This window comes from Streptomyces sp. 891-h (assembly GCF_022760275.1).
Lineage (GTDB): Bacteria > Actinomycetota > Actinomycetes > Streptomycetales > Streptomycetaceae > Streptomyces > Streptomyces spirodelae.
Window position 1 is genome coordinate 7,179,400 of record NZ_CP050693.1, and the last position, 20,285, is coordinate 7,199,684.

Below are 20,285 nucleotides of genomic sequence, written 5' to 3' on the forward strand. Positions count from 1 at the left end.
GGTCGCGGACGACCGCGACAAGGTACCCACCGAGTCCGCCCCGGCCCGGTGGACGGTCGCGTACGGGGCGTCGCCGCAGGCGGGCTCGGCTTTGGCCCGACTGGCACCGCCGACCCCGCTGTAGAGTCCCGCCGTGACGACATCCGGATCTCTGCTCGACCGGCTCAAGGCCGACCGACAGGCCGCGCTCCTGGCCCGGTTCCCCTTCGAGTTCGACACCCTTGTCGAAGCCTATGGGCCCATCACCCACGTCGAACCGGTGCGATTGGCCTCCGGTGAGCCGTTGGAGCCGATCGCGAAGGACGACAGCGGCGGCACGTACTTCCTCTGCGGTGAGGGGGGCGGCGAAGACCGCCCCGTGCTCTTCGCCGATTCCGAAGGCTCCGCCGGGCTCATCGGAACCACTCTCCGCGACGCGCTGCTTCTGCTGATCGGACTGCGGTGCGCCGACGAAGCCGTGTACGGGGAACGGGAGGGCCGGGAGATGGACGAACAGGCACTCGAAGCTCTCCGCGACGCGGACGACGCGGAGTACATCGAGGCCGCCGGGCTCGAAGACCTGGCCGGGATGCGCGCGGAACTCCTCGAGCGCCTCGGCCTGGCCCCGCTCCCTCCCCTGACCTGGCTGCTGGAGCGCGCCCGCGCCGCAGCGGCGCTCGATCCCGCCTACGTACTCCTCAACGAAGAAGGCCACGCCTACAGGCAGGACTGAGGCACGGTGTTGCCCCGATAGGCTCCGGATCGTGACCCGACCGGACCCGGGGGCAGCGTCCGGGGTCAGGACGTTGCCGACGCGGTGGCCGGTCCGTGGGGGAGAGACGTGGCGGCCTCCCAGGCGAACCCGTCCGGGTCGGTGAAGGGGCCTGCGGAGGGTCCCGTGCTGCCGAGGACGATGCGGTGCGAGCCTGTGCCGTCGGCGGTGACGCCGAGGTCCTTGGCCAGGCCGCGGCGCTTGTACAGCGCCAGCTTGACGGAGCCGGACTCGCCGGAGGCGAACTCCACGTACTTGCTGCCGAAGCTCCTGGCCACGGTCAGGCCGTGGTCGACGTAGAACTGCTTGGTGGTCTTCACGTCCTCGACGCCGAGCAGCAGGACGATCTCGTCGATCTCACGGGTCGCCGGGCCGGTGTCCTTCTTGGCGGAGGTCGCGACCTTCCAGATCGTCCCGTCCGGGGCCCGGACGACGCCGCCGTAGCCCCAGAACGACTTCGTGGCGGGCTTCAGTACCGTCGCGCCGACGTCCACGGCGGTGCCGATGAGGCTGTCGACGGTGGCCGTCCGGGACACCGTGAGTGCCAGGGCGAAGCCGCGGAATCCGGTGGAGGGCGCCTCGGACGCCCGCTGCCGTATGTGCGAGTCCACTCCGAGGGCTGCGTGGAAGCGGTGGGCGGCCTCGGGGTCGGCCACCTCGAGGGTGACGGAGGCGAGGGAGGTGTGGGAAGCGGTGGTTGCCATGTCCCTCACGCTAGGCCGCGGCCGGTGGCCGGGGCTTCTCGATTCCTGACCGGTCTTGTCACCTGCTTCGCCACGCACGCCGGCATGCCCCGCACCGTGACCGGGGAGCCCGCGTCGTCGCCCGTGTCCACCGGAGCAGCACTGTCGGATGTCGCGTCCGCCGCCCGCCGCCGGAACGCACCCGGCGGCATCCCGACGAGCTCGGTGAAGCGGGTCGTGAACGTGCCCAGTGACGCGCAGCCGACCTCGAAGCAGACCTCCGTGACGCTGAGGTCGCCACGCCGGAGCAGCGCCGTGGCGCGCTCGATGCGGCGGGTCATCAGGTACGCGTACGGCGACTCGCCGTAGGCGGCCCGGAACTGTCGGCTGAGGTGTCCGGCGGACATGTTCACACCACGTGCGAGCGCTTCGACGTTCAGCGGCTGCGCGTACTCCCTGTCGATACGGTCACGGACGCGGCGCAGCCGCGCGAGGTCGGCAAGGCGCTGCGCCTCGACGCGTGCGCGCCCCCACTCGGGCCGGCACATCAGCTCTTCCCCTTCATTCGTTGTTCCGTTCTCTTCCGTCCTGCGTCGGGCGCATACGGACAGCGGGTGAGGAGCGGCTGGCCGAGGCCGGTCCGCCCAAGCCGGCGGGAGCGCGGCCGCGATGCGGGCGGGCGCGCGCCCCGGTCCGTACGACTCAGCGCAGCTCCTGGATACGGACGAGGTTGCCGGCGGGGTCGCGGAAGGCGCAGTCCCGGATGCCGTACGGCTGCTCGGTCGGCTCCTGGACCACCTCCGTATCGCCGGTCTGCACCTTCTCGAACGTGGCGTCGAGGTCCCGGGTGGCCAGCAGGATCCAGCCGTAGGTGCCCTTGGCCATCATCTCGGTGATGGTGCGCCGCTCGTCGTCGGTGATCCCGGGGTCGGCAGCCGGCGGGGCCAGGAGGATGCAGGTGTCCGGCTGACCGGCCGGGCCGACCGTGATCCAGCGCATCTTGCCCTGTCCGACGTCGCTACGGACCTCGAAGCCCAGGACGTCGCGGTAGAAGGCGAGCGACTCTTCCGGGTCGTCGTGCGGCAGGAAGCTCGTGTGAATGGTGATATCCATGCTGGGCAGGCTAATTGCCGCCCTTCTCCCGCGCTTCTCGATTCCCGATCGTTTCGGTCACGCTCGGATCTTCTCCACGACTGTGTCCTCCGGTTCCACCGGGCGGCCGTCCGTGGCCTGGATCCGCAAACGGCGCAACGGGCTGCTGGTCCGGCGGTCCAGCAGGCGGGAGTGCTCCTCGCCGGGGGTGAAGCACTGATCCTCGCCCCACTGGCGCAGGGCGACGATCACCGGGAACAAGGCGCGGCCCTTGTCCGTGAGGAGGTATTCGCGGTGTGACCCGCCGTCCGGGGCGGGCGCGCAGCGCAGTACCCCGGCGTTCTCCAGCGTGCGCAGCCGCGCCGCCAGGATGTTCTTGGCGATGCCGAGGCTGCGTTGGAACTCGCTGAAGCGTCGGCTGCCGTCGAAGGCGTCCCGCACGATCAGCAGCGACCACCAGTCGCCGATGGCGTTCACCGACCGCGCGACGGGACAGGGGTCGTCATCGAAACGGGTGCGGGCGACCATCCATGGCTCCTCTCTGCATTCCTCCGGGCCTCTCCCTGGTCTGGTTGCAACATGCTACCTCGCATGGCTACCGTCTCGCAGGTAGCAAGATGCAACCAAGTGGAGGGGTGTGGCGGTATGGCGATCCAGTGCTCCGGTGCGGTCGGCGAGGGCGGTGGGACAGGCGGACGCGAGGCGCGTACCGCGGCGTCGGTGTCGGACCCGTCGCCGCCTGCCCGGCTCGTGCCCCTCCTCGCCCTCGCCTGCGGCAGCTCCGTCGCCACCGTGTACTTCTCCCAGCCGCTGCTGGTGACCCTCGGTGAGCGGTTCGCGCTCGGCTCGGGGCTGCTCGGTGCGATCGTCACCGTCACCCAACTCGGCTACGCGGTGGGCCTGCTGACGCTGGTGCCGCTCGGGGACCTGTTCGACCACCGGCGGCTGATCACCGGTCAGCTCGGGCTGCTGGCGTTCGCGCTGCTGGCCGCCGGGCTGGCGCCGGGCGTATGGGCGCTGCTCGGAGCGCTCGCCGTGGTGGGGCTGCTCGCCGTCGTCGCCCAGACGATGGTCGCGGCAGCGGCAGCGCTGAGCGCACCGGGCCGACGCGGTCGCGCCGTCGGAACCGTCACCGGCGGCATCGTGACCGGGATTCTGCTGGCCCGTACCGCCGCCGGTCTCCTCGCCGACCTCGCCGGCTGGCGTGCGGTCTACCTGGCCTCCGCGGGCGTCACCGCCGTCCTCGCCTTGCTGCTGCGTCGCGCTCTGCCACCAGGTACGACGTCCGCCGGGGTGCGTGAGGCGTCATCCGGACGACTGCGGAAGGCGTCGTACGGACGGCTCGTGGCCTCGACCGTCACTCTTTTCGCCCGCCATCCGCTGCTACGGGTCCGGGGCGCGCTCGCCCTGTTGGTCTTCGCGGCCTTCAGCACGCTGTGGAGCGGCCTGGCGCAGCCTCTGAGTGAACCGCCGTGGTCGCTTTCGCACACCGCGATCGGCGCGTTCGGGATCGCCGGTGCGGCCGGGGCCGTCGCCGCCGGAGTGGCCGGGCGGTGGAACGACCGGGGGCTCGCCCAGCGCACGACCGGCGTCGGCCTCGTCCTGCTGACGCTGTCCTGGCTCCCGATCGCCCTGACCCGGCAATCGCTGTCGGCACTGGCGGTCGGCGCCGTCCTGCTCGACTTCGCCGTGCAGGCCGTCCACGTCACCAATCAGACCCTCCTCCACGCCGTCCGGCCCGACGCGGGCAGCAGGATCATCGGCGGCTACATGGTCTTCTACTCGGTGGGCAGCAGCCTGGGCGCCCTCGGCTCCTCACTCGCCTACGCGACGGCGGGCTGGCCGGCCGTGACAGCCCTCGGTGCGTCGTTCAGCCTCGCAGCCCTGCTCCTGTGGGTGACGACCCGCCGTAGGGGACTGCCCGGTGGCGTCTCCGCGGCTGAGTGGCCGGCCCCCGCGGACCGGACCGATCCGATCAACGGGTGAAGACGACGGATGCCGCGGGATCCTTCTGGGCTTCCAGCGCGTTGAGACGTTCGGAGCGGGTGCGAAACAGAGAGAGGACCGGTCCTGTGGCTGAGGCCGTACCGTATCTGCTCACGATTGTCTGCTTGGCTGCGGTGCTGGGCTTCTTCGCCTGGCTGAAGGGCGTCGTGCGCCGTCGCGGGTTGGCGGGTGCGGCAGCCGTGGGGGCGCTGGCCGCTTACGAAGAGGCGATGCGGACCACCTCGCACGACTCCCACCAGGAAGTTCGCGCGCAGGCGGAGCGACGCGCCCCGTCCGCTTCCCCGGATGACCCCCCATGGAGGCCTCGTGGCCCTGTGAGGACCGAGCGGACCGAGAGCACGGAGAGCACCGAAAGGGCGCGCCGCTCAGGTCGGCGCCGCGCAGTCCGCGGCCTTCGCAGCCTTCGGCGCCGGTTCCGCCCTTGAGCGGACGGCTACTCCGGCGGTCCGACCCGGCTCCGGGAGACCCCGGACCCCCGTACCGGGTTCTGCCGGAGCACGCGGTGGTGGCGGTCAGGAGAACCGCGTCGCCGGTGGCAGTGGCACGTCGGCTAGGGCTGAGGCTCGGCGGGGGAGCGGACGAAGCCGGCGATGCGGGGCAGGAACGTGGGCGGGCACTGCTCGCCGAGTGCTGAGCGCAGGCCCTTGGCCACGTCCTCGTCCGGCTCCCCGAACACCTCGAAGCGCTCTACCCGGCAGTGCTTCATCACCTCCTGGATGTACGGGTCCGCGAGCTTCCAGTGCAGGCGTACCGCGTCGGAGTCCCGGTAGAGCTGGAAGCTGTGTGCGAGCATCCGCTCCTCGTCCACGAAGGTCTGCACCATCGTCTGCGGCCCGTGCTGCTGTGCGAAGTCGACGGCTCGGACGATGGCCTCACGGAAGCCCTGCAGATGTCCGTCGGTGATGCGCATGGTGTTGCGGAAGAGAAGAACGGCTGTGTCCTGTGCGGTCACGATGCCCTCCTGGAGCGTTGTGGGTGTGGGGTGAACTCTTCTGCCGGGTGAAGCCGTGCGGCTCACCCCGCGGTGAGCACGAGCACGGTCGCCGTCGCGGCCAGAGCGGCGTACACCGCGCAGGCGACCCGCATACCGAAGCGCAGCATGCTGCTCTCCGCGCCCCGTTGCGCCTGTTGCCCGGCGACGGCCAGCGTCAGCATGATCATGGGCAGTGACGTGAAGACCGCGTGCCCGGCGGCACTGTTCTGCAGTGCGGCGAACCAGACGTCCAGACTGCCGTCGCCCGGAGCGAGCCTCTCCTGAAGCGGCATCAGCAGGGCGTTTCCACCGACGTTCGAGCCGGTGATGAATCCGCTGAGGATGCCCAGTGCGGGCGCGGCCAGCGCGATCAGCAGTGGCGGGGCGTCGGCGACGGCGGCTCCCAGCTCCCCGATCATGCCGCCGGCTGCCATCAACTGCCCGAGGGCGACGAAGCCGGTGAGCGCGAGCAGGGGCCGCAGGACGCGCCCGGCGGCCGCGCGGGCATCCCCGCCGTGCAGCCGACCGCGGTCGAGCAGCAACGCGGTTGCCAGCAGCGGCAGACCCGGTGAGGAGAACAGCTGGAAACTCGCCCCGCCCGCGTGCAGGGCGACCGGTGGCAGCCCGGCGGCGGTAGCGGCGCGCAGAACAGCGATGAGGGCGAGCACCAGCCCGTACGCCAGCAGCACCGGCCGGGGCGGCAGCAGCGCGTGTGACTTGTGGCCCGCTTCGCCCTTGTGGGCCGCCTCGCCACTGGGGACTGCTTCGCCGTTGCGGGAAGCGAGTACGAGCACGCCGAGCGCCGTTGTCGTCAGCCCCGCCAGTACACCTGCCACTTCGACGGTGCCCAGCCGGTTGAAGGCGAGCAGCCCGAGCGAGAGCGCACCGCCCAGCGCCGCGGCGACCACCACCGTACGGACGCGCTGTCGCGGCCGGGTGAGCAATGCCGCCCAGACGGCGACCAGGGGAAAGATCAGGGAGCTGGTCACGGCGGTGGCGGAGCCCAGTTCGAGCGGCCGGGTGCCCACGAGGGAGGCGCCGATGGCGGTGGCGAGGCCGAGTGTGCCCCAGGGCATGATGTTCATCCCGAGCATCGCCTGGCGCAGCGCGGTCGCGGGCGGCGCCAGCGCCAGCAGCACGGGCACGGTGACCAGCAGGGATACCCCGAAGCCGGTGAGCGCCTCCACGGTCGGGGCGATCCCGACCACCACCAGCGCGACCTTCGCGGGCTCGGCCAAGGGCAGCCCGCGCACCCACTCCTGCAGCGAGCGGTGCACCTCGCGCCGCATGAGAACCTGACTGAGGTAGACACCCGGGAGCATGACGGCGGCGGCGTTGAGGACCAGCACCCCGCCCGCCCCGGCTCCGGAGGCCAGCACGTTCTCCGGCAGCTCGAACTGTGGCAGCCACCAGATGAGCAGTGCCGCCAGGGCACTCCCCGCTGCCGCCGCCCAGTGTGCGGGACGGCGCAGCCCTGTGATCAGCCCCAGCACACCACGAGCGGAGAGACCGCTATCGCCCACACCATGACCCGGTCGCCTTTCGCTGCTCGACGTACGCGGTCCGCGCGGGTGCGGACCGATGCGAGCACGCTGACGCAGCGCACCGGCTCGGGTCTTGAACAAAAATCGCCTCAGCGGGTCATGGCGCCCGGGGTCACCCCGAAGTAGCGCTTGCAGATACGCGTCAGATGCGCCTGGTCGGAAAAGCCCGTCTCGGCGGCAACCTCGGACGGTTGCCGTCCGGACAGCAGCAGCCGCCGCGCGCGGTTGGCCCGCAGCCGCATCAGATAGGCGTGCGGCGGCAGTCCATAGGCACGCCGGAACGCGGCGATCAGCGTCGCTCTGTTCCATCCGGTGGCTGCGGTGAGGTCCGCCACCGTGACCGGTTCGTTCCAGCGGTCGTGCAGCAACTGCCGCACCGAGTCCAGCTTCTGGGCGCCCGTCGCTTCGGGCACCCTGCCGGTGGTGCCCGTACGCGCGTGCCTGCGGAGCACTGCCGAGAGTCCATGGAGCAGCAGAGACTCGGCGGCGAGCGGGTCGCCGGAGAGCTCCTGGCCGCGGTGGATACGGCGGATGAAGGAGAAGAGCCGGGGGTCACGCACTGCCGTCTCGGGGAACCATGTCTCTCGCGCACCCAGGCGTTCCCTGGCCAGCTCGGTGACCATGCCGGTGTCGAAGTAGAACATCCGGTACTGCCAGCCGCCGTCCTGCGCGGCGAAACCGGTGTGCACCTGACCGGGGTTGAGGACGACCAGCTGCCCGGCCGGGATGACCACTTGGCCGCCTTGGAGATGCAGGCCCTCGGCGCCCTGCTCAATGACTCCGACGGACAGCTGTTCGTGACTGTGCCGGTCGAACGCGAAGCGCTCGAACCTGGCTGAGAACAGCTCCACTTGGGGAGCGCCGGGGGCTGTCCACAGTCGGGACTGCTCACGCTGCGTCATGGTTCCACGGCTCACAACTCTGCTCGGTCCGTATGCCGTCCATGGGGGTCGGTTCCCCTCCGGCGTCCCGGGGAGGGGGCTACCGCTTCCGGTAGTGGGTCAGGAACATGTCCACGCCGCTGTCGATGAGGCGTTCGGTGAGGGCGGCGTCGAGGCGTTGTCCGTAGGCGCTGTGCACGATGTGCGGGTAGAGGACGAGGGCGTAGAACTGGATGATCGCCACGTCCATGTCGGGGATTTCCAGATCCTCGCAGTCCCGCAGCGCGGCGCCGAGCGGTTCGGCGAACCTGTCCGGACCCTGCTCGCGCCATGCCCGGCCGAGTTGGGGGAAGCGGCGGGCTTCGGCGGCGATGAGTGCGCGCAGCGCCAGGATGTCGTCCTGGGCGATGCCCTCGACCCAGCGGCGGCCGGTCGCGGTCAGGACCTCACGGATGTCGGTGTGCTCCTGCAACCTGCCCATCGCTTGCGCTGTCTCGCCCAGCGCCTGCTCCAGCGCATCGTTGACCACCTCGATGAACAGTTCCTCCTTGCTGCCGAAGTGGTTGTAGACGGTCACCTTGGACACGCCTGCCTCGGCGGCGACCTGGTCGACGCTGACGCCGAAGCCGTGCTGCAGGAACTGCTCACGCGCGGCCCGGACGATGGCGGCTCGCTTCCGGGTGGCGCGGTCACCCGACGGCCTCGGTCTGGCGTTCTGCTCGTTCATCGGGGCTCAGCCTACCAGGAAAGTGAACTGAACAGTTGAGTTCAACTGAACTAGGCCGTACAGTTCATCTCGCGTGCCGGGGTCGACCCCGGCACGCCGCCCCGTGCCTGGGGTACGACCGGGCGCCGCCGTGCGGCTCTCCCGGTCACCGACCGACTCGCATCTGTCCCTGTGAGGAGCTGACATACCGTCATGCGCGAAACGACCGTCCTGGCCATTTCCGGGAGCCTGCGCGCCGACTCGTACAACACCGCACTGCTGCGCGCCGCCAAAGCGCTCGCCCCCGCCGGGGTCACCCTCGATCTCTACGACGGCCTGCGCGACATCCCGCCGTACGACCTCGACCTCGACAGCCCCGGCAACCGCCCCGCACCCGTACGCGACCTGCGCGACCGCATCACCGGAGCCGATGCCGTGCTGATCGCCACCCCGGAGTTCAACTACTCCGTCCCCGGCGTACTGAAGAACGCCCTCGACTGGGTCAGCACCGACTGGTCCGGGACGGAGGGACTGCCGCTGCACCGCAAGCCGATCGCGGTCACTGGGGCCTCACCGGCGGCTTTCGGCACGGTGCGCGCCCAGTTGGCGCTGCGGCAGGTCTTCCTGTGGACCGACTCGGATCTGGTCGTCAAGCCCGAGGTCATGCTCTTCTGCGCGCACGAGCGGTTCGACACGGCCGGCAACCTCACCGACTCCACCAGTCGGCGCCTGTTGGGCGAACTGCTCGATGCCCTGGTCGACAAGGCCCGGACCCGCGCGCCTGCGGACGCGGTTGTGGACACGGCTGCGGCTGCGGTTGCCTGAGGGCGGGGAGAGATCCGGGAGTGGGGGAGAGACGAGTGAGGCAGAGAACGACGACGGCCGCGTCGCCGCCGTCAGACCAGACCGCCGAGACGATCGAGGCCGCCGACACGGCCGAGGCCGCCGACACGGCCGAGGCGGCCGTGCGCGGCACCACCAGCGAGGGATTCACCCGCGTTCGGGGGGAGTTCGCGGCGGTCGCGGCGGCTGAGCCCGGCCTGAGCGCGCAGTTGTCGGTACGGCTGCACGGCCGTCCGGTGGTGGACCTGTGGACCGGCCCGGACGTCGGCCCGGACTCGCTGTTCGCCCTGTACTCCTCCGGCAAGGGCGCGGCCTGCCTGGTGGCGGCGCTTCTGGTCCAGGACGGCCTCCTGGACCTGGACCGTCCGGTCGCAGCCTACTGGCCGGAGTTCGCCGCAGAGGGCAAGGCGGAACTCACGCTGCGCGACCTGCTGGCCCACCGCGCGGGACTCGTCGGCGTCCCCGGGGGCTTCCGGACCTCGGAACTGGCCGATGACCGGCAACTGGCCGAGCGGCTGGCCGGCGCCCGCCCCTGCTGGGAACCTGGTGACGGTTACGGCTACCACGCCTTCACCTTCGGCGCCCTGATCGGCGAGGTCGTACGCCGGGTCACGGGGCGCACCCTCCAGGAAGAGTTCGACCAGCGGCTCCGGATTCCGTACCGGCTGGACTTCTATCTCGGTCTTCCCGAGCGCGAGGAACCGCGTTACCTCCCTGTGCAGCCCCTTCCGCCACAGCCGCCGCACTTGCCGGCAGAGCGGGAATCCCTCCCCGAGCCCGACAGTCTGACCGGCATCGCCTTCAACCTCCACGCCGATCCGCCCACCGATCTGACGGCCTTCGCCAACACGCGGACGGTGCGCGCCCAGGGCCCCGCCTCCTCGGGCAGCGTCGGAAGCGCTCGCGGCCTTGCCGCTGTGTACGCCGCTGCCATCTCCACCGTCGAGGGGCAGCCCGCGCTGCTCCGCCCTGAGGTTCTCGATGAGTTCACGGCCCGGCACAGCTTCGGGGCCGACCTGGTCACCGGAGAGACCGACCACTTCCTGCTCGGCTTCGAAGCCCAGGGTGTGCGCTACCGGTCGCTGGGCCCGAGGGCGTTCGGCCACAGCGGGGCGGTCGGTGCCCAGGCCTTCGCCGACCCGGACAGCGGAATCGCGTACAGCTACACCCGACGCCGCTTCGCTCCGCAGGGTGGCGGAGGAGCCATGGAGAACCACCGTCTGATCGAAGCCGTGACCTCGGCAGTCGGCCGGAATGTCACCGGCACCGGCCCCGGTACCGACCCCGGCACCCGCACCGGCCCGGGCGCCTGGGCGTGACGCAGGGGGCGGGAGCAGACATGCACCCGCCCCCTGCGGAGGGTTGGAACGCTGCGCTACCGGGCGGCGCCGGGACGTCGGGCAGCTTTCCCCGCCATCCGCCGAACGACGCCCCCTGGCTGTTACAGGATGTCGGCGAGGCGGTCGACCTGGGTGGGTTCGAGGCCGTAGCAGTAGAGCATGACCTCGTCGGCCCCGAGGTCGGCGAAGTCGGCGATCGCGGTGCGGATTTCGGCGGGCGTCGTGAGCATACCGGCGACCATCCGGTCGGCCATGCCGGTGAAGGTGTAGTAGGCGTGCATGTTCGCCCGGGCGTCGTCGATCACCTCTTGCGGGCCGAGCGCGACGTTGACCTGCGCGACGATACGGGGCTCACCTTCGCGGCCGTATTCCTTCCAGAAACCGCGGACGGTGTCGAACAGACCGCCCGCCCAGGACGGCGCCGCGGCGGCGAGGAATCCGTCGCCCCAGCGCGCGACGCGTTCGAGGGCGACGGGCTGGAAACCGCCGAAGAGGACCTCGGGGCCGCCGGGCCTGGCGGGCGCGGGGCCGATCGGGCCGACGCCGTCGCCATGGTCCTCCCCGGACCACAGGCGGCGCATCACCGCCATCTGCTCGTCGAGGCGTCGGCCCCGCGTGCGCTTGTCGACCCCCGTGGCCTGGTGGTCGTCGTCCCGTCCGCCGATACCGAGGCCGAGCACCAGGCGGCCGCCGGTCATCCGGTCCAGGGTGGCTGCCTGCTTGGCGAGGAGCGCGCTGTCGCGCAACGGCGCCAGCAGCACCTCCGTCTGGACGCGGATGCGGGAGGTCGCACCGGCGAGGACGGCGAGCGCGACCAGGGGCTCCGGGTTGTCGTAGACGAGTCGGTCCAGCAGACCGAGTGTGCTGAAGGGGCCGGCGTCCGCGCGCCGCGCCCAGGTGAGCAAGGCAGCCGGGTCGCCGATGGGCAGTCCGATCCCGATGTTCATGAACAGGACCTCCGGAAGAAGGGTCGACAAAGACTGCTGCCGCCCCTCCTGCACCTCAGCGAGGTGGGACGTTCCCGTTCTGCGGCGTACTCCTTGGGAACATCTCTTCGGATGGACGGCACCCTAGAGCGGTCCCATCCGGTGGGACAACCGAATTCCGATTCAGGAATCCGTGTTCCCGCTGCCGTGCCCGATTCCGGACAAAATCCTGGCCCTCGATCGAACCGACGTCCTACGGTCATGTGCCGTGATCGATTTCTCCGCCCTGTGGGGCTTCACTGTGATCGTGGGGCTGCTCACCCTCACGCCCGGGCTGGACACCGCTCTCATCCTGCGTACCGCGGCGCTCGGTCGGCGGCGTCGCGCCTGGGGAGTCGTCCTCGGCATCCAGGCAGGCACGCTGACCTGGGGTGTGTTCACCTCCCTCGGAGTGACTGCGCTGCTGACGGCCTCTCACCTCGCTTACACGATCCTGCGTTGGGCGGGTGCTGCCTACCTGGTGTGGATGGGCGGCCGCATGGTCTGGTCCGCACGACGCCGCCGGGCCGGGGCTGCAGCGGCGGATGGCGATCACGGCGCTGGTCAGGCGGAGATCGGTGAGCGGAACACAGTGCGCGGCGGCTGGCGTCAGGGAACGCTGACCAACCTGCTCAACCCCAAGGTGGGAGCCTTCTACGTCGCCGTTCTCCCGCAGTTCCTCCCCGCGGGAAGCTCCCATCTCGCGATGGGCGTGCTGCTCGCCGGGGTGCACGTCGTACTCGGCGCGCTCTGGTCCTCCCTGCTGATCGGCTGCGCCCGGATGTTGCGGGATGTACTACGACGCGAGTCTGCCCGCCGCGTGCTCGACCGCGTCACCGGGACGGTGATCGGCGCGTTCGGCATCCGGCTCGCGCTCAGCGACTGAGACAGGCGACGGCAGAGGGACAACGATCAGCGCCCCGGGCGCCGGAGCAGGCCGGGGTAGGGCGCGGATACGACTCGAAGCCGCTCAGCACCTCGACTTGAAGCCGATCAGGACCTCGACGGGGTGGCCGCCTCCGGGCGGCTGGGCCAGGGTGGGGAGAGCCGTCATCAGCGCCGAGTGTCCTTCGGCGGCGCGCTTGTGGCGTGGGCCCCGGTCCGCGGCGAAGGCGAAGCGCGCGGCGGCCTCGGCGACGATGTCCCGGCTGCCGAACAGGAACAACGTACGGGCATGGGTGGCGTGTCGGAGCTCGTCCTGGAAGTCGGCACGCTGTGAGCCTTGGCGCCAGGTAGCCGCGTCCCGCGCCGTGCGTGCTTCATCGGTGCCGACGGTCAGCGGAGTGCCGTTGACCAGCTTGCGCCGCAGCTCGGGCCATTTGCTGGGGCGCGGGCCGAGCGTGTGGTGGGCCAGGACGAGGTCGACCAGCTCGCCGACGCACTCATCTGGCGGGATGCCATCCCGCAGTGGCAAATGGACGATGGTGTGCCGGGAGTAGGCGGCGAAGGAGAGCACGCGAGCCGGTTCAGCCCTTCGCGGTCGCCGAGCAGTGGGCGTCCTGAAGGCGAGCGGTGGCTGGACACGCTTTTCCGTCGGTCGCCGTGCCCCTCCCCGCGCCTGCCCCGGAGTCTGCCGTTGGACTCTCCCACCGTGGGAGAGCCCATCCTTCTGGTGCGCAGGACGAAGCAGCCCGCATGTGAGACTCAGCTCGTCGGGTCGTAGGCCGAAGCCTCGGCGGAAGCCTTCGGGAGAAGAACCGATGGCCCGGCTGGCCACCTCCACCAGGAAAGCAAGGAAAGCATGGGAAACGCGAGAAGCAGGGGAAGCATGGGATGGCCACGGTAACCGGCATCGACGTCCGCGGGGCGCAGCACTGCGAGACGGCGGCTCTGGGGGTGCTGCTGCGGCACCAGGGGATCGATCTGTCCGAGCCCATGCTCTTCGGCCTCGGTTCCGGCCTGTCCTTCGTCTACTGGGACAGCAAGAAAATGGGCTTTCCCTTCCTCGGTGGTCGGGTCAAGCCCTTCGAACTCACCAGGAACCTGGCCTCCGCACTCGGGCTCGAGCTCCTCGTGCAGGAGACCACCTCCCCTCGCAGAGGATGGGAGAACGTGGCTGCCCAGATCGACGCAGGACGCCCGGTCGGACTGCAACTGGACAGCTACTACCTCGACTACTTCGGGTCGAAGGTGCACTTCGGTGGCCATGTCGTCGCCATGTACGGCTATGACGACCGCGACGCCTACCTGGTGGACACGGCCCAGCAGGGCGGCGCGGTGTCCACCAGCCTGACCGGCCTCGCCCAGGCCCGGGCCGCGCGGGGCCCGATGGCCGCCAAGCACCGGTCCTTCACTCTCACGGCTGCGGGAGAGCTGGCCGCCCCGCAGCGCCGGATCATTCCTGCGATCACAGCCTGCGCCGACGCCTTCCTCAACCCGCCCATCGCCAACCTCGGCCACCGGGGCATCGAGAAGGCCGGCAAACTGGTGCGCACCTGGCTCCAGCGGACCGACGACCCGCAACGGGACCTGCCGCAGGCTGCCCTCTTGATGGAGAAGGCCGGCACCGGCGGCGCCCTGTTCCGCAACCTCTACCGCGACTTCCTCGCCGAGTGCATCCAACAGCTCGACAGCCGCCACCTGCGCACCGGCCACACGCTCTACAGCGAGGCGGCCACCCTCTGGACGGAAGTCGCAGCACTGATCACCAAAGCCGGTGAATCAGGCGACGCACAGTGCCTCGTACAGGCAGGAGCAATTCTCAACGATCTCTCAAGCCTGGAGCGCGACGCCATGCAGGCGCTGAGCCGACTGGAGAGCGAAGGCCCGAACGCGCCCGAGCGCTGACTCCCGCCCGGAATGGTCCGCCCCCTCCCGATCCTGTGCGCCAGGGCAAAGCGAGCACGAAGGGAGATCACTACGCTGCCCGAGTGCTCTCATACGACGAGTTGACTTCACCGGAGCGTGCGCTGTGGGACGCGTTCCCGGAGGGGCGCCGCGTGGACCTGCGTACGGGCGTACTCGGGGAGGACCGTGTCCACGAGGGTGGGCAATGGGGCCCCGGGCGGACGGTTCGGGCCTCGGTGCTCGTGGCGCTCCTCCAGGGCGCGAACGCCGCCGAGCCGGGTGCCGTCGCCTGCCTGAGGCTCGCCGGGGCGCGGATATCCGGGTGTCTCAACCTGGCCGGCGCGCACATCGCTCACGCTCTCCGGCTCGAGGACTGCTGGTTCGACGAGGGCGTGGACCTCTCCGAAGCTTCGACCAAGTCGATTGCGATCACGGGCAGTCGATTGCCAGGCCTGGAAGCAGGCTTGAGCCGCATCGAGGGACGCCTCGTCCTGCGGCGCTCCCGCGTGGCAAGCGGCGCCGTCTCATCCCTCCACCGCAGGGTCACCGCCTTGTCACTCATCAACGCCCATGTGAGCGGGGCCGTCATCCTCAACGGCGCCGAGATCACCGCACCGGAGGAGTGGGCGGTGTCCGCCGGGGGACTGGTCGCGGAGGGGGGCGTCTATTGCAAGGACGGATTCGTCGCGCACGGTGAGGTCCGCCTCATGGGCGCACAGCTGCCGGGCGGACTGCACATGCAGGGAGCGCGGCTGGAACGCCCTGGTGGCAGTGGGGTGGCCCTCCGGGTGGACAACGCCGCGGCTTCGACGGTCGACCTCTCCGGTGGGTTCAGTGCGAGCGGGACCGTTCGGCTGCGCGGCGCCCGGATCACGGACAGCCTGACCCTTGCGGGAGCTGTACTCAACGGGCCGCCCGACGGGCACGGCCCGGTTTTGGAAGCGGCACTGATGCAGGTCGTCGACTTCGACCTCACACTCGCCCGGCCACCGTCCGGCATCGTGGACCTGCGCGGCGCGCAGGTGTCCTACCTCCACGACAACGACCACAGCTGGCCGGCTGTCGTGGAGCTGGACGGCTTCGTCTACGGCTCCATCAAGGAGGACGAGGCGGGCGAGCGACGGGAGGCAGTGGGGCGGCGGGATTCCGTGGCCCGCCGCGTGGCTTGGATACGGCGCAGCCCGGGCTACAGCCCGCAGCCCTACGAGCAGTTGGCGGTCTGGTACCGGAGGGCCGGCCACGACGACGACGCCCGTCGCGTCCTCCTCGCCAAGCAACGCCACCGGCGCCGTGCGCTGCCCCCGGCAGCCCGCGCTTGGGGCCATCTCCTCGATGTGACCGTCGGCTACGGCTACCGCCCCTGGCTGGCCGGGGTCTGGCTCCTTGCGCTGATCCTGGTGGGCACGCTGTCCTTCAGCACCGCCTCACCCCACCCGGTCAAACAAGGCGAAGGCGCCCCGTTCCAACCCCTCGTCTACACACTCGACCTCTTGATCCCCATCGGCGGTCTGGGCCAGCGCACGGCCTGGTACTGGTCGAACGACAGCCTTCAATTGCTGTCCTACCTGCTGATCGCCTTCGGCTGGGTGCTCACGACTGCCGTCATCGCGGGTGTCACCCGCACCCTGCAGAAGAACTGATGGACGACAGCCGTCTCCGGGACGGCCGCTCGGCGGCGGCGGTCCGTCTTGATCGCCGCCCATCGGCACCGTCGGCATGCACACGCACTACGCACACGCACGACGCACACGCACGACGCACACTGCGGGGGAGCTACTCGGCGGCTTCCGCTCCGTGACGCCGAAGCCGCCCGCCGAGGAGCACCGTGCAGGCCCCGACGGTCAGCAGCCCGCCGGTGAGAAAGGCATCACGTACGCCGGCGAGCGACAGGACCAGCCCGCCCAGCGCGGCGCCCGCGGCGATGCCGAGCTGACGACCGAACGCGGCTGGCCACCCGATCAGGTAGAGCAGTGGTGGGCGCGGGCACTGGTCCGCGAGTTGCTGAACTGGACCTGCCGAGCGTGAAGTTCGTAGCAGGGCCCTGGGCTCGCCGTGCGACGGCAAGGTCGCCGAGCTCACCGAGTGGTCCGCGCCCGGCTGGGGCGGCGGAGCGTGCAGAGTGGTGCGTATGACGACACCGGCAGAGCTGCTCCGCTCCTTCGCCCGCACCCGTGCTTCGCTCGACGGCGAGGAGGTGACGTACTGGTGGTCCGGAGACGTGTACTCCTGGGCCCCCAACGAGCCCTACCAGCGCGTCTTCGGCTTCGAAGGACTCAACGTCGCCCGTCTGGTCCAGGATGCCGAAGTCGGCCCTGACGCCTACCAACTGCTCACCCGCGAGGCCGCCTTCTTCCTGGACCCCGTCAGCCGCGAGATCCTTCAGACCTGGCAGGACCTGCCGGTCGTACACATCTGGAACGACCCGGCGAACCAGAAGTGGCGCCCGTTCCCGATCCCGACGACCGAGCTCGGCGGACAGGTCTGCTTCAGCCTGGAGATCCCGCTCTCCTATCCGTCGCCGCTGCCGGTTGCCGAGTACCCGGTCCATTCGGCAGGGGACACGTACAAGGCCCTGGAGTGCTTCCAGTTCTTCGCCGACCATGCCGACCTGGACGGCCCCGCGCCCAGCGTCCCTGCCACGATGACGTGGACCCGGATGTCCCCGTGGCTCCCGTGGATGGCCCGAGGGCAGCGGCCCGGCGGCCTCACCTTCCACTGCCGGGGCCGCAAACTCGCCTCGTACGCCGAAGTCCCCGAACGCACCCGCGGCTACATCGCAGACCGCCACCCGGAGTTCGCCCATGCCCCGGAGGAGTGGAGCGAGCCGAACGAAACCAGCTGGACGTACTTCCGCAGGCTGAACCCGCCGAAGTGACCGCCGGACGTTCCTCCGGGCCTTTCTCCGGACCTTCCACTGGGCCGTCCGCCCGTCTTCAGGCGGCCGACTCCATCAGCTCCTTGAGCCGGGCGAGGTCGGCAGTGACCATGTCGGCGTCACGCTGGAAATCGGCATCGCTCATCTCCGGCCGGCGGCGAAGGGTGAAGATCACCTCGCTCTTCGCGCCGTCGGCGATGACACGGACCGGGTTGTAGATGGTCTCCCCGGTCGGCAGCGTGACGTCGTGGTCGAGCACGCCCAGGTCGTTACCGGGTGCGAAGGCCACGGTGACCCGCCCCATGGGGGAGGATTCCGCGACCCACTGATCGCCGATCCTCTCGATGGAGCCGCCGAGGCCACGGGCCCACGCGGGGAGGTTGGACGGGTCCGACGCGTAGGCGTATACGTCAGCGACGGGGCGGTCGATGAAGACGCTCAGATGGCGGGATTCCTTGTCGGTGCTGTGCATGGTGGTGACGGTAGTGGATCACCGCCACCGTCCTCTTGAACGAATCGGCCAGGTATGAGCCATGCGATGCCGGCCAGAGATGTGTGCCGTGCCGTAAATGATCTTCGTGGAGCAGGTGCATAGGATCGCCGCCATGGCACTGCGACCTGTGATGGTGAACGTAAAGGCCCTTGACGCCTCGGCGGTCGGCCGGTTCTGGGCGGAGGCGCTCGGCTGGAGTGCTTACAGCCCCGGCGTGACCACCTACGTCGGACCCGCCGGCGGCCTCGTGTGGCCGCACCCGGTCGCCGTCGGTATCGACGTCGTTCCCGTCCCGGAGCCCAAGACGCCGACGAAGAATCGCGTGCACCTCGATCTCGCCACCACCTCGGCTGACCACCAGGAGGAGTTGGTGGCGCGCCTCAAGGAGCTCGGTGCGACAGCCGTCGACGTGGGGCAGGGCGAAGTGCCGTGGCAGGTCCTCGCCGACCCCGAGGGCAACGAGTTCTGCGTGCTGGAGCCCAGGGAGAGCTACCGGGACACCGGGCCGATCGCCGCGGTGGTGGTCGACTGCGTGGATCCGCGGGCCATGGCCCGGTTCTGGGGCGAGGCCATGGACTGGACGCTGCACGAGGTGACCGACGATCTTGCGGTGATGCGCTCCGCCAAGGGCGTAGGCCCCTGTCTCGAGTTCCTCCGCACAGCCGATGTGAAGACCGTGCCGGACCGCGTTCATCTCGACCTGTTGCCGTACCCCGGTGACGACAAAGCAGCGGAGGTGGCCCGGCTGCGCTCCCTCGGGGCGACCGACCTCGACCTCGGCCAGGGCGACGTCCCGTGGACGTGCCTGTGCGACCCGGAGGGCCACGAGTTCTGCGTCCTCGCCCCGTCCTGACCCGCTTGCCGGTGTCGGCGGCGCGTCGTGAGAATGCGCCCCTTCGTGTGACTCATGGCCCATAGCGGCAAGTGTTACCGACCACAGTGGGGGCCGAGTTCCATCAGGCGCACAGTCCTCGGCTACGCGCCCGCGGCCGTACGTGGCTCGTCGTCGGAGCCGTGCGGCCGGGCGCCCGGGCTTGCGCCTTGTCCGCCAGGCCGGGCGTCGGCTCCGCCCGGGGCAACTCCTTCTCCCGGGGCGACTCCGCGCGGGACCGCACCGCACGGCTCAGCGCCCGATGCCTTGGCGGGGTCGAGTCCGCTGAGCGGGGACCGTGCCCGGGTTGGCTGGCGGCGGCGGGACAGGACGTATCCGGTCAGCGCGGCGGCGAGTCCGGCCAGGCCGGCTGCCGCGAAGCCGCCCGCCGGAGCCGAGACGTCGATCGCCACCCCGACGAGCGGGGACCCCAGCGCGAAGCCCGCGCTCAGCGCAGAGGACTGCAGACCTGTCACCTCACCCCGCACCCCGGCCGGCGCCAGTCGGCTGACCGCGTCGGCCACCGCGGAGAGGGTCGGCGCGGTGAGAAGCCCGGTGATGACAACGGCCACGCACAGCCACGGCCAGTCGTGGGCGAGCCCGGCGGGAATCGTCACGAGCCCGAGCGAGCCGAGCAGCAGCCATGTGGGCAGCGGCCGGGGCAGCGCGCCGTACATCAGCCCGCCGGCGACGGAGGCCACGCCGAACACGGCCACGACCACGGCGGCCCAGGACACTTGATCAGCTTCCTCCAGCGTGGCGACGATGGCGAGGTCAACGCCGCTGAGCAGTGTCGTGGTCCCGAACCCCATCGTCAGTACGGCGAGCATGGCGGGTCCCAGCCACTCCCGGCGCGGTGGCCGTTCGGCGGCCGCGCCGGTATCCGCCTCGTCCGGGGTGCGCAGCGGCGGGTTGAGAGCGGCGATCCCGAGGCCGCCGATCACGATTGCGGCGCCGACTCCCCACGCCATCACGCCGGGGGACACCTTCGCGGAACCCAGGATCACCGCCGCCGGGCCCACCATGTACGACAGTTCGCCCTGCACCGACTCCAGCGCGAAGGCGGCCCGCCGCTGTGCCGTCGTCGTCATCGCGGCGATCGCCTGCCTGGTCACCGGCTGGGACGGCACCATCAGCAGGCCCGCCGCGAAGGCGGCGCCCAGCAGGGCCCCGTACGGCAGGACCGGGACGCTCAGCCAGAAGACGACCTGCACCGCGACCGTTGCCAGCAGCACCGCACGCAGGCCCCGCCGGTCGATCACGCGGCCTACCAGCGGCCCGCCCAGCGCCAGTCCGGCGGTCAGAGTCGCCGCGACGCCGCCGGCTGCCGCGTAACTCATGTCCAGGCCCAGCACGACGTACAGCGTCAGCGCCATCACGTCGGCCGTGATCGCGGTACGGGCGAGCAGCGAGACACCCAGCAGCGATGCCATCCCCGGCACGGCGAGCACCTGTCGGTATCGGGTCACCCCGT

General features: G+C 70.5%; 21 protein-coding genes and 1 pseudogene. 10 read left to right on the forward strand and 12 right to left on the reverse strand.

The window, feature by feature from the left end; translation table 11 throughout:
• Positions 1-133: 133 nt before the first annotated feature.
• Complete coding sequence (locus HC362_RS31825; protein WP_243087813.1) at positions 134-712, forward strand: hypothetical protein; 579 nt, start codon at positions 134-136, stop codon at positions 710-712.
• A 65-nt stretch (positions 713-777) separates the two neighbouring features.
• Here the strand turns inward: HC362_RS31825 and HC362_RS31830 are convergent, their stop codons facing one another.
• The 4 genes from HC362_RS31830 to HC362_RS31845 form a co-directional block, all read right to left on the reverse strand.
• Positions 778-1,455 (reverse strand): glyoxalase, encoded by a 678-nt coding sequence (locus tag HC362_RS31830; RefSeq protein ID WP_243087814.1) that lies wholly within the window; start codon positions 1,453-1,455, stop codon positions 778-780.
• A gap of 5 nt (positions 1,456-1,460) precedes the next feature.
• Positions 1,461-1,982 carry an AraC family transcriptional regulator gene (locus tag HC362_RS31835; protein ID WP_243087815.1) on the reverse strand — a complete coding sequence of 174 codons (522 nt, stop codon included), beginning with the start codon at positions 1,980-1,982 and terminating at the stop codon, positions 1,461-1,463.
• 154 nt (positions 1,983-2,136) lie between these two features.
• Positions 2,137-2,547, reverse strand: a complete 411-nt coding sequence (locus HC362_RS31840) for a VOC family protein (protein WP_243087816.1) — start codon at positions 2,545-2,547, stop codon at positions 2,137-2,139.
• A gap of 57 nt (positions 2,548-2,604) precedes the next feature.
• Positions 2,605-3,054, reverse strand: a complete 450-nt coding sequence (locus HC362_RS31845) for a helix-turn-helix domain-containing protein (RefSeq protein WP_243087817.1) — start codon at positions 3,052-3,054, stop codon at positions 2,605-2,607.
• A 117-nt stretch (positions 3,055-3,171) separates the two neighbouring features.
• Between HC362_RS31845 and HC362_RS31850 the strand changes: the two genes are divergently transcribed.
• Positions 3,172-4,512, forward strand: a complete 1,341-nt coding sequence (locus HC362_RS31850) for an MFS transporter (RefSeq protein ID WP_243087818.1) — start codon at positions 3,172-3,174, stop codon at positions 4,510-4,512.
• 571 nt (positions 4,513-5,083) lie between these two features.
• Here HC362_RS31850 and HC362_RS31855 read toward each other — a convergent pair.
• The 4 genes from HC362_RS31855 to HC362_RS31870 form a co-directional block, all read right to left on the reverse strand.
• Complete coding sequence (locus tag HC362_RS31855) at positions 5,084-5,485, reverse strand: hypothetical protein (protein ID WP_243087819.1); 402 nt, start codon at positions 5,483-5,485, stop codon at positions 5,084-5,086.
• A 62-nt stretch (positions 5,486-5,547) separates the two neighbouring features.
• A complete protein-coding gene (locus tag HC362_RS31860; protein ID WP_243087820.1) occupies positions 5,548-6,999 on the reverse strand; it encodes an L-lactate permease in 1,452 nt (483 codons plus the stop codon).
• Between the two features lie 140 nt (positions 7,000-7,139).
• The gene (locus HC362_RS31865; RefSeq protein ID WP_243087821.1) at positions 7,140-7,952 is read right to left on the reverse strand and encodes an AraC family transcriptional regulator; all 813 of its coding nucleotides are present in this window, start codon (positions 7,950-7,952) and stop codon (positions 7,140-7,142) included.
• Positions 7,953-8,031: 79 nt separating this feature from the next.
• Complete coding sequence (locus HC362_RS31870; RefSeq protein ID WP_243087822.1) at positions 8,032-8,658, reverse strand: TetR/AcrR family transcriptional regulator; 627 nt, start codon at positions 8,656-8,658, stop codon at positions 8,032-8,034.
• A 192-nt stretch (positions 8,659-8,850) separates the two neighbouring features.
• Between HC362_RS31870 and HC362_RS31875 the strand changes: the two genes are divergently transcribed.
• The gene (locus tag HC362_RS31875; protein ID WP_243087823.1) at positions 8,851-9,462 is read left to right on the forward strand and encodes an NAD(P)H-dependent oxidoreductase; all 612 of its coding nucleotides are present in this window, start codon (positions 8,851-8,853) and stop codon (positions 9,460-9,462) included.
• Positions 9,463-9,497: 35 nt separating this feature from the next.
• Complete coding sequence (locus tag HC362_RS31880) at positions 9,498-10,799, forward strand: serine hydrolase domain-containing protein (protein ID WP_347568513.1); 1,302 nt, start codon at positions 9,498-9,500, stop codon at positions 10,797-10,799.
• Between the two features lie 122 nt (positions 10,800-10,921).
• Here HC362_RS31880 and HC362_RS31885 read toward each other — a convergent pair whose 3' ends face one another.
• Positions 10,922-11,767, reverse strand: coding sequence for an LLM class flavin-dependent oxidoreductase (locus tag HC362_RS31885; RefSeq protein ID WP_243087824.1), 846 nt, complete (start codon positions 11,765-11,767; stop codon positions 10,922-10,924).
• A gap of 247 nt (positions 11,768-12,014) precedes the next feature.
• On the opposite strand from HC362_RS31885, the gene HC362_RS31890 reads away from it, so the two are divergent.
• On the forward strand, positions 12,015-12,671 hold the full coding sequence (locus HC362_RS31890) for a LysE family translocator (RefSeq protein WP_243087825.1): 657 nt from the start codon (positions 12,015-12,017) through the stop codon (positions 12,669-12,671).
• A gap of 84 nt (positions 12,672-12,755) precedes the next feature.
• Here the strand turns inward: HC362_RS31890 and HC362_RS31895 are convergent.
• Positions 12,756-13,276, reverse strand: a pseudogene (locus tag HC362_RS31895) (hypothetical protein); the annotation flags it as partial.
• A 282-nt stretch (positions 13,277-13,558) separates the two neighbouring features.
• On the opposite strand from HC362_RS31895, the gene HC362_RS31900 reads away from it, so the two are divergent.
• From HC362_RS31900 to HC362_RS31915, 4 genes are all read left to right on the forward strand, one after another.
• The gene (locus HC362_RS31900) at positions 13,559-14,572 is read left to right on the forward strand and encodes a BtrH N-terminal domain-containing protein (protein ID WP_243087826.1); all 1,014 of its coding nucleotides are present in this window, start codon (positions 13,559-13,561) and stop codon (positions 14,570-14,572) included.
• Positions 14,573-14,655: 83 nt separating this feature from the next.
• Positions 14,656-16,212: an oxidoreductase gene (locus HC362_RS31905; RefSeq protein WP_243087827.1), complete on the forward strand. Its 1,557-nt coding sequence runs from the start codon at positions 14,656-14,658 to the stop codon at positions 16,210-16,212.
• A gap of 154 nt (positions 16,213-16,366) precedes the next feature.
• Positions 16,367-16,597: a hypothetical protein gene (locus HC362_RS34970; protein WP_279240157.1), complete on the forward strand. Its 231-nt coding sequence runs from the start codon at positions 16,367-16,369 to the stop codon at positions 16,595-16,597.
• A 103-nt stretch (positions 16,598-16,700) separates the two neighbouring features.
• A complete protein-coding gene (locus HC362_RS31915; RefSeq protein WP_243087828.1) occupies positions 16,701-17,447 on the forward strand; it encodes a DUF1838 family protein in 747 nt (248 codons plus the stop codon).
• Positions 17,448-17,505: 58 nt separating this feature from the next.
• Here the strand turns inward: HC362_RS31915 and HC362_RS31920 are convergent, their stop codons facing one another.
• Positions 17,506-17,919, reverse strand: a complete 414-nt coding sequence (locus HC362_RS31920; RefSeq protein ID WP_243087829.1) for an SRPBCC family protein — start codon at positions 17,917-17,919, stop codon at positions 17,506-17,508.
• Between the two features lie 133 nt (positions 17,920-18,052).
• Here HC362_RS31920 and HC362_RS31925 point away from each other — a divergent pair, with 133 nt between their 5' ends.
• Positions 18,053-18,793 (forward strand): VOC family protein, encoded by a 741-nt coding sequence (locus HC362_RS31925; protein WP_243087830.1) that lies wholly within the window; start codon positions 18,053-18,055, stop codon positions 18,791-18,793.
• A gap of 122 nt (positions 18,794-18,915) precedes the next feature.
• Here the strand turns inward: HC362_RS31925 and HC362_RS31930 are convergent, their stop codons facing one another.
• Positions 18,916-20,280 carry an MFS transporter gene (locus HC362_RS31930; protein ID WP_243087831.1) on the reverse strand — a complete coding sequence of 455 codons (1,365 nt, stop codon included), beginning with the start codon at positions 20,278-20,280 and terminating at the stop codon, positions 18,916-18,918.
• Positions 20,281-20,285: the final 5 nt, after the last annotated feature.

Coding starts and splice junctions, on each gene's coding strand:
- HC362_RS31830 (WP_243087814.1), bottom strand. CDS start 1,455: ATGGCAACCACCGCTTCCCACACCTCCCTCGCCTCCGTCACCCTCGAG.
- HC362_RS31835 (WP_243087815.1), bottom strand. CDS start 1,982: ATGTGCCGGCCCGAGTGGGGGCGCGCACGCGTCGAGGCGCAGCGCCTT.
- HC362_RS31840 (WP_243087816.1), bottom strand. CDS start 2,547: ATGGATATCACCATTCACACGAGCTTCCTGCCGCACGACGACCCGGAA.
- HC362_RS31845 (WP_243087817.1), bottom strand. CDS start 3,054: ATGGTCGCCCGCACCCGTTTCGATGACGACCCCTGTCCCGTCGCGCGG.
- HC362_RS31850 (WP_243087818.1), top strand. CDS start 3,172: ATGGCGATCCAGTGCTCCGGTGCGGTCGGCGAGGGCGGTGGGACAGGC.
- HC362_RS31865 (WP_243087821.1), bottom strand. CDS start 7,952: ATGACGCAGCGTGAGCAGTCCCGACTGTGGACAGCCCCCGGCGCTCCC.
- HC362_RS31870 (WP_243087822.1), bottom strand. CDS start 8,658: ATGAACGAGCAGAACGCCAGACCGAGGCCGTCGGGTGACCGCGCCACC.
- HC362_RS31875 (WP_243087823.1), top strand. CDS start 8,851: ATGCGCGAAACGACCGTCCTGGCCATTTCCGGGAGCCTGCGCGCCGAC.
- HC362_RS31885 (WP_243087824.1), bottom strand. CDS start 11,767: ATGAACATCGGGATCGGACTGCCCATCGGCGACCCGGCTGCCTTGCTC.
- HC362_RS31900 (WP_243087826.1), top strand. CDS start 13,559: ATGGCCACGGTAACCGGCATCGACGTCCGCGGGGCGCAGCACTGCGAG.
- HC362_RS31915 (WP_243087828.1), top strand. CDS start 16,701: ATGACGACACCGGCAGAGCTGCTCCGCTCCTTCGCCCGCACCCGTGCT.
- HC362_RS31920 (WP_243087829.1), bottom strand. CDS start 17,919: ATGCACAGCACCGACAAGGAATCCCGCCATCTGAGCGTCTTCATCGAC.
- HC362_RS31925 (WP_243087830.1), top strand. CDS start 18,053: ATGGCACTGCGACCTGTGATGGTGAACGTAAAGGCCCTTGACGCCTCG.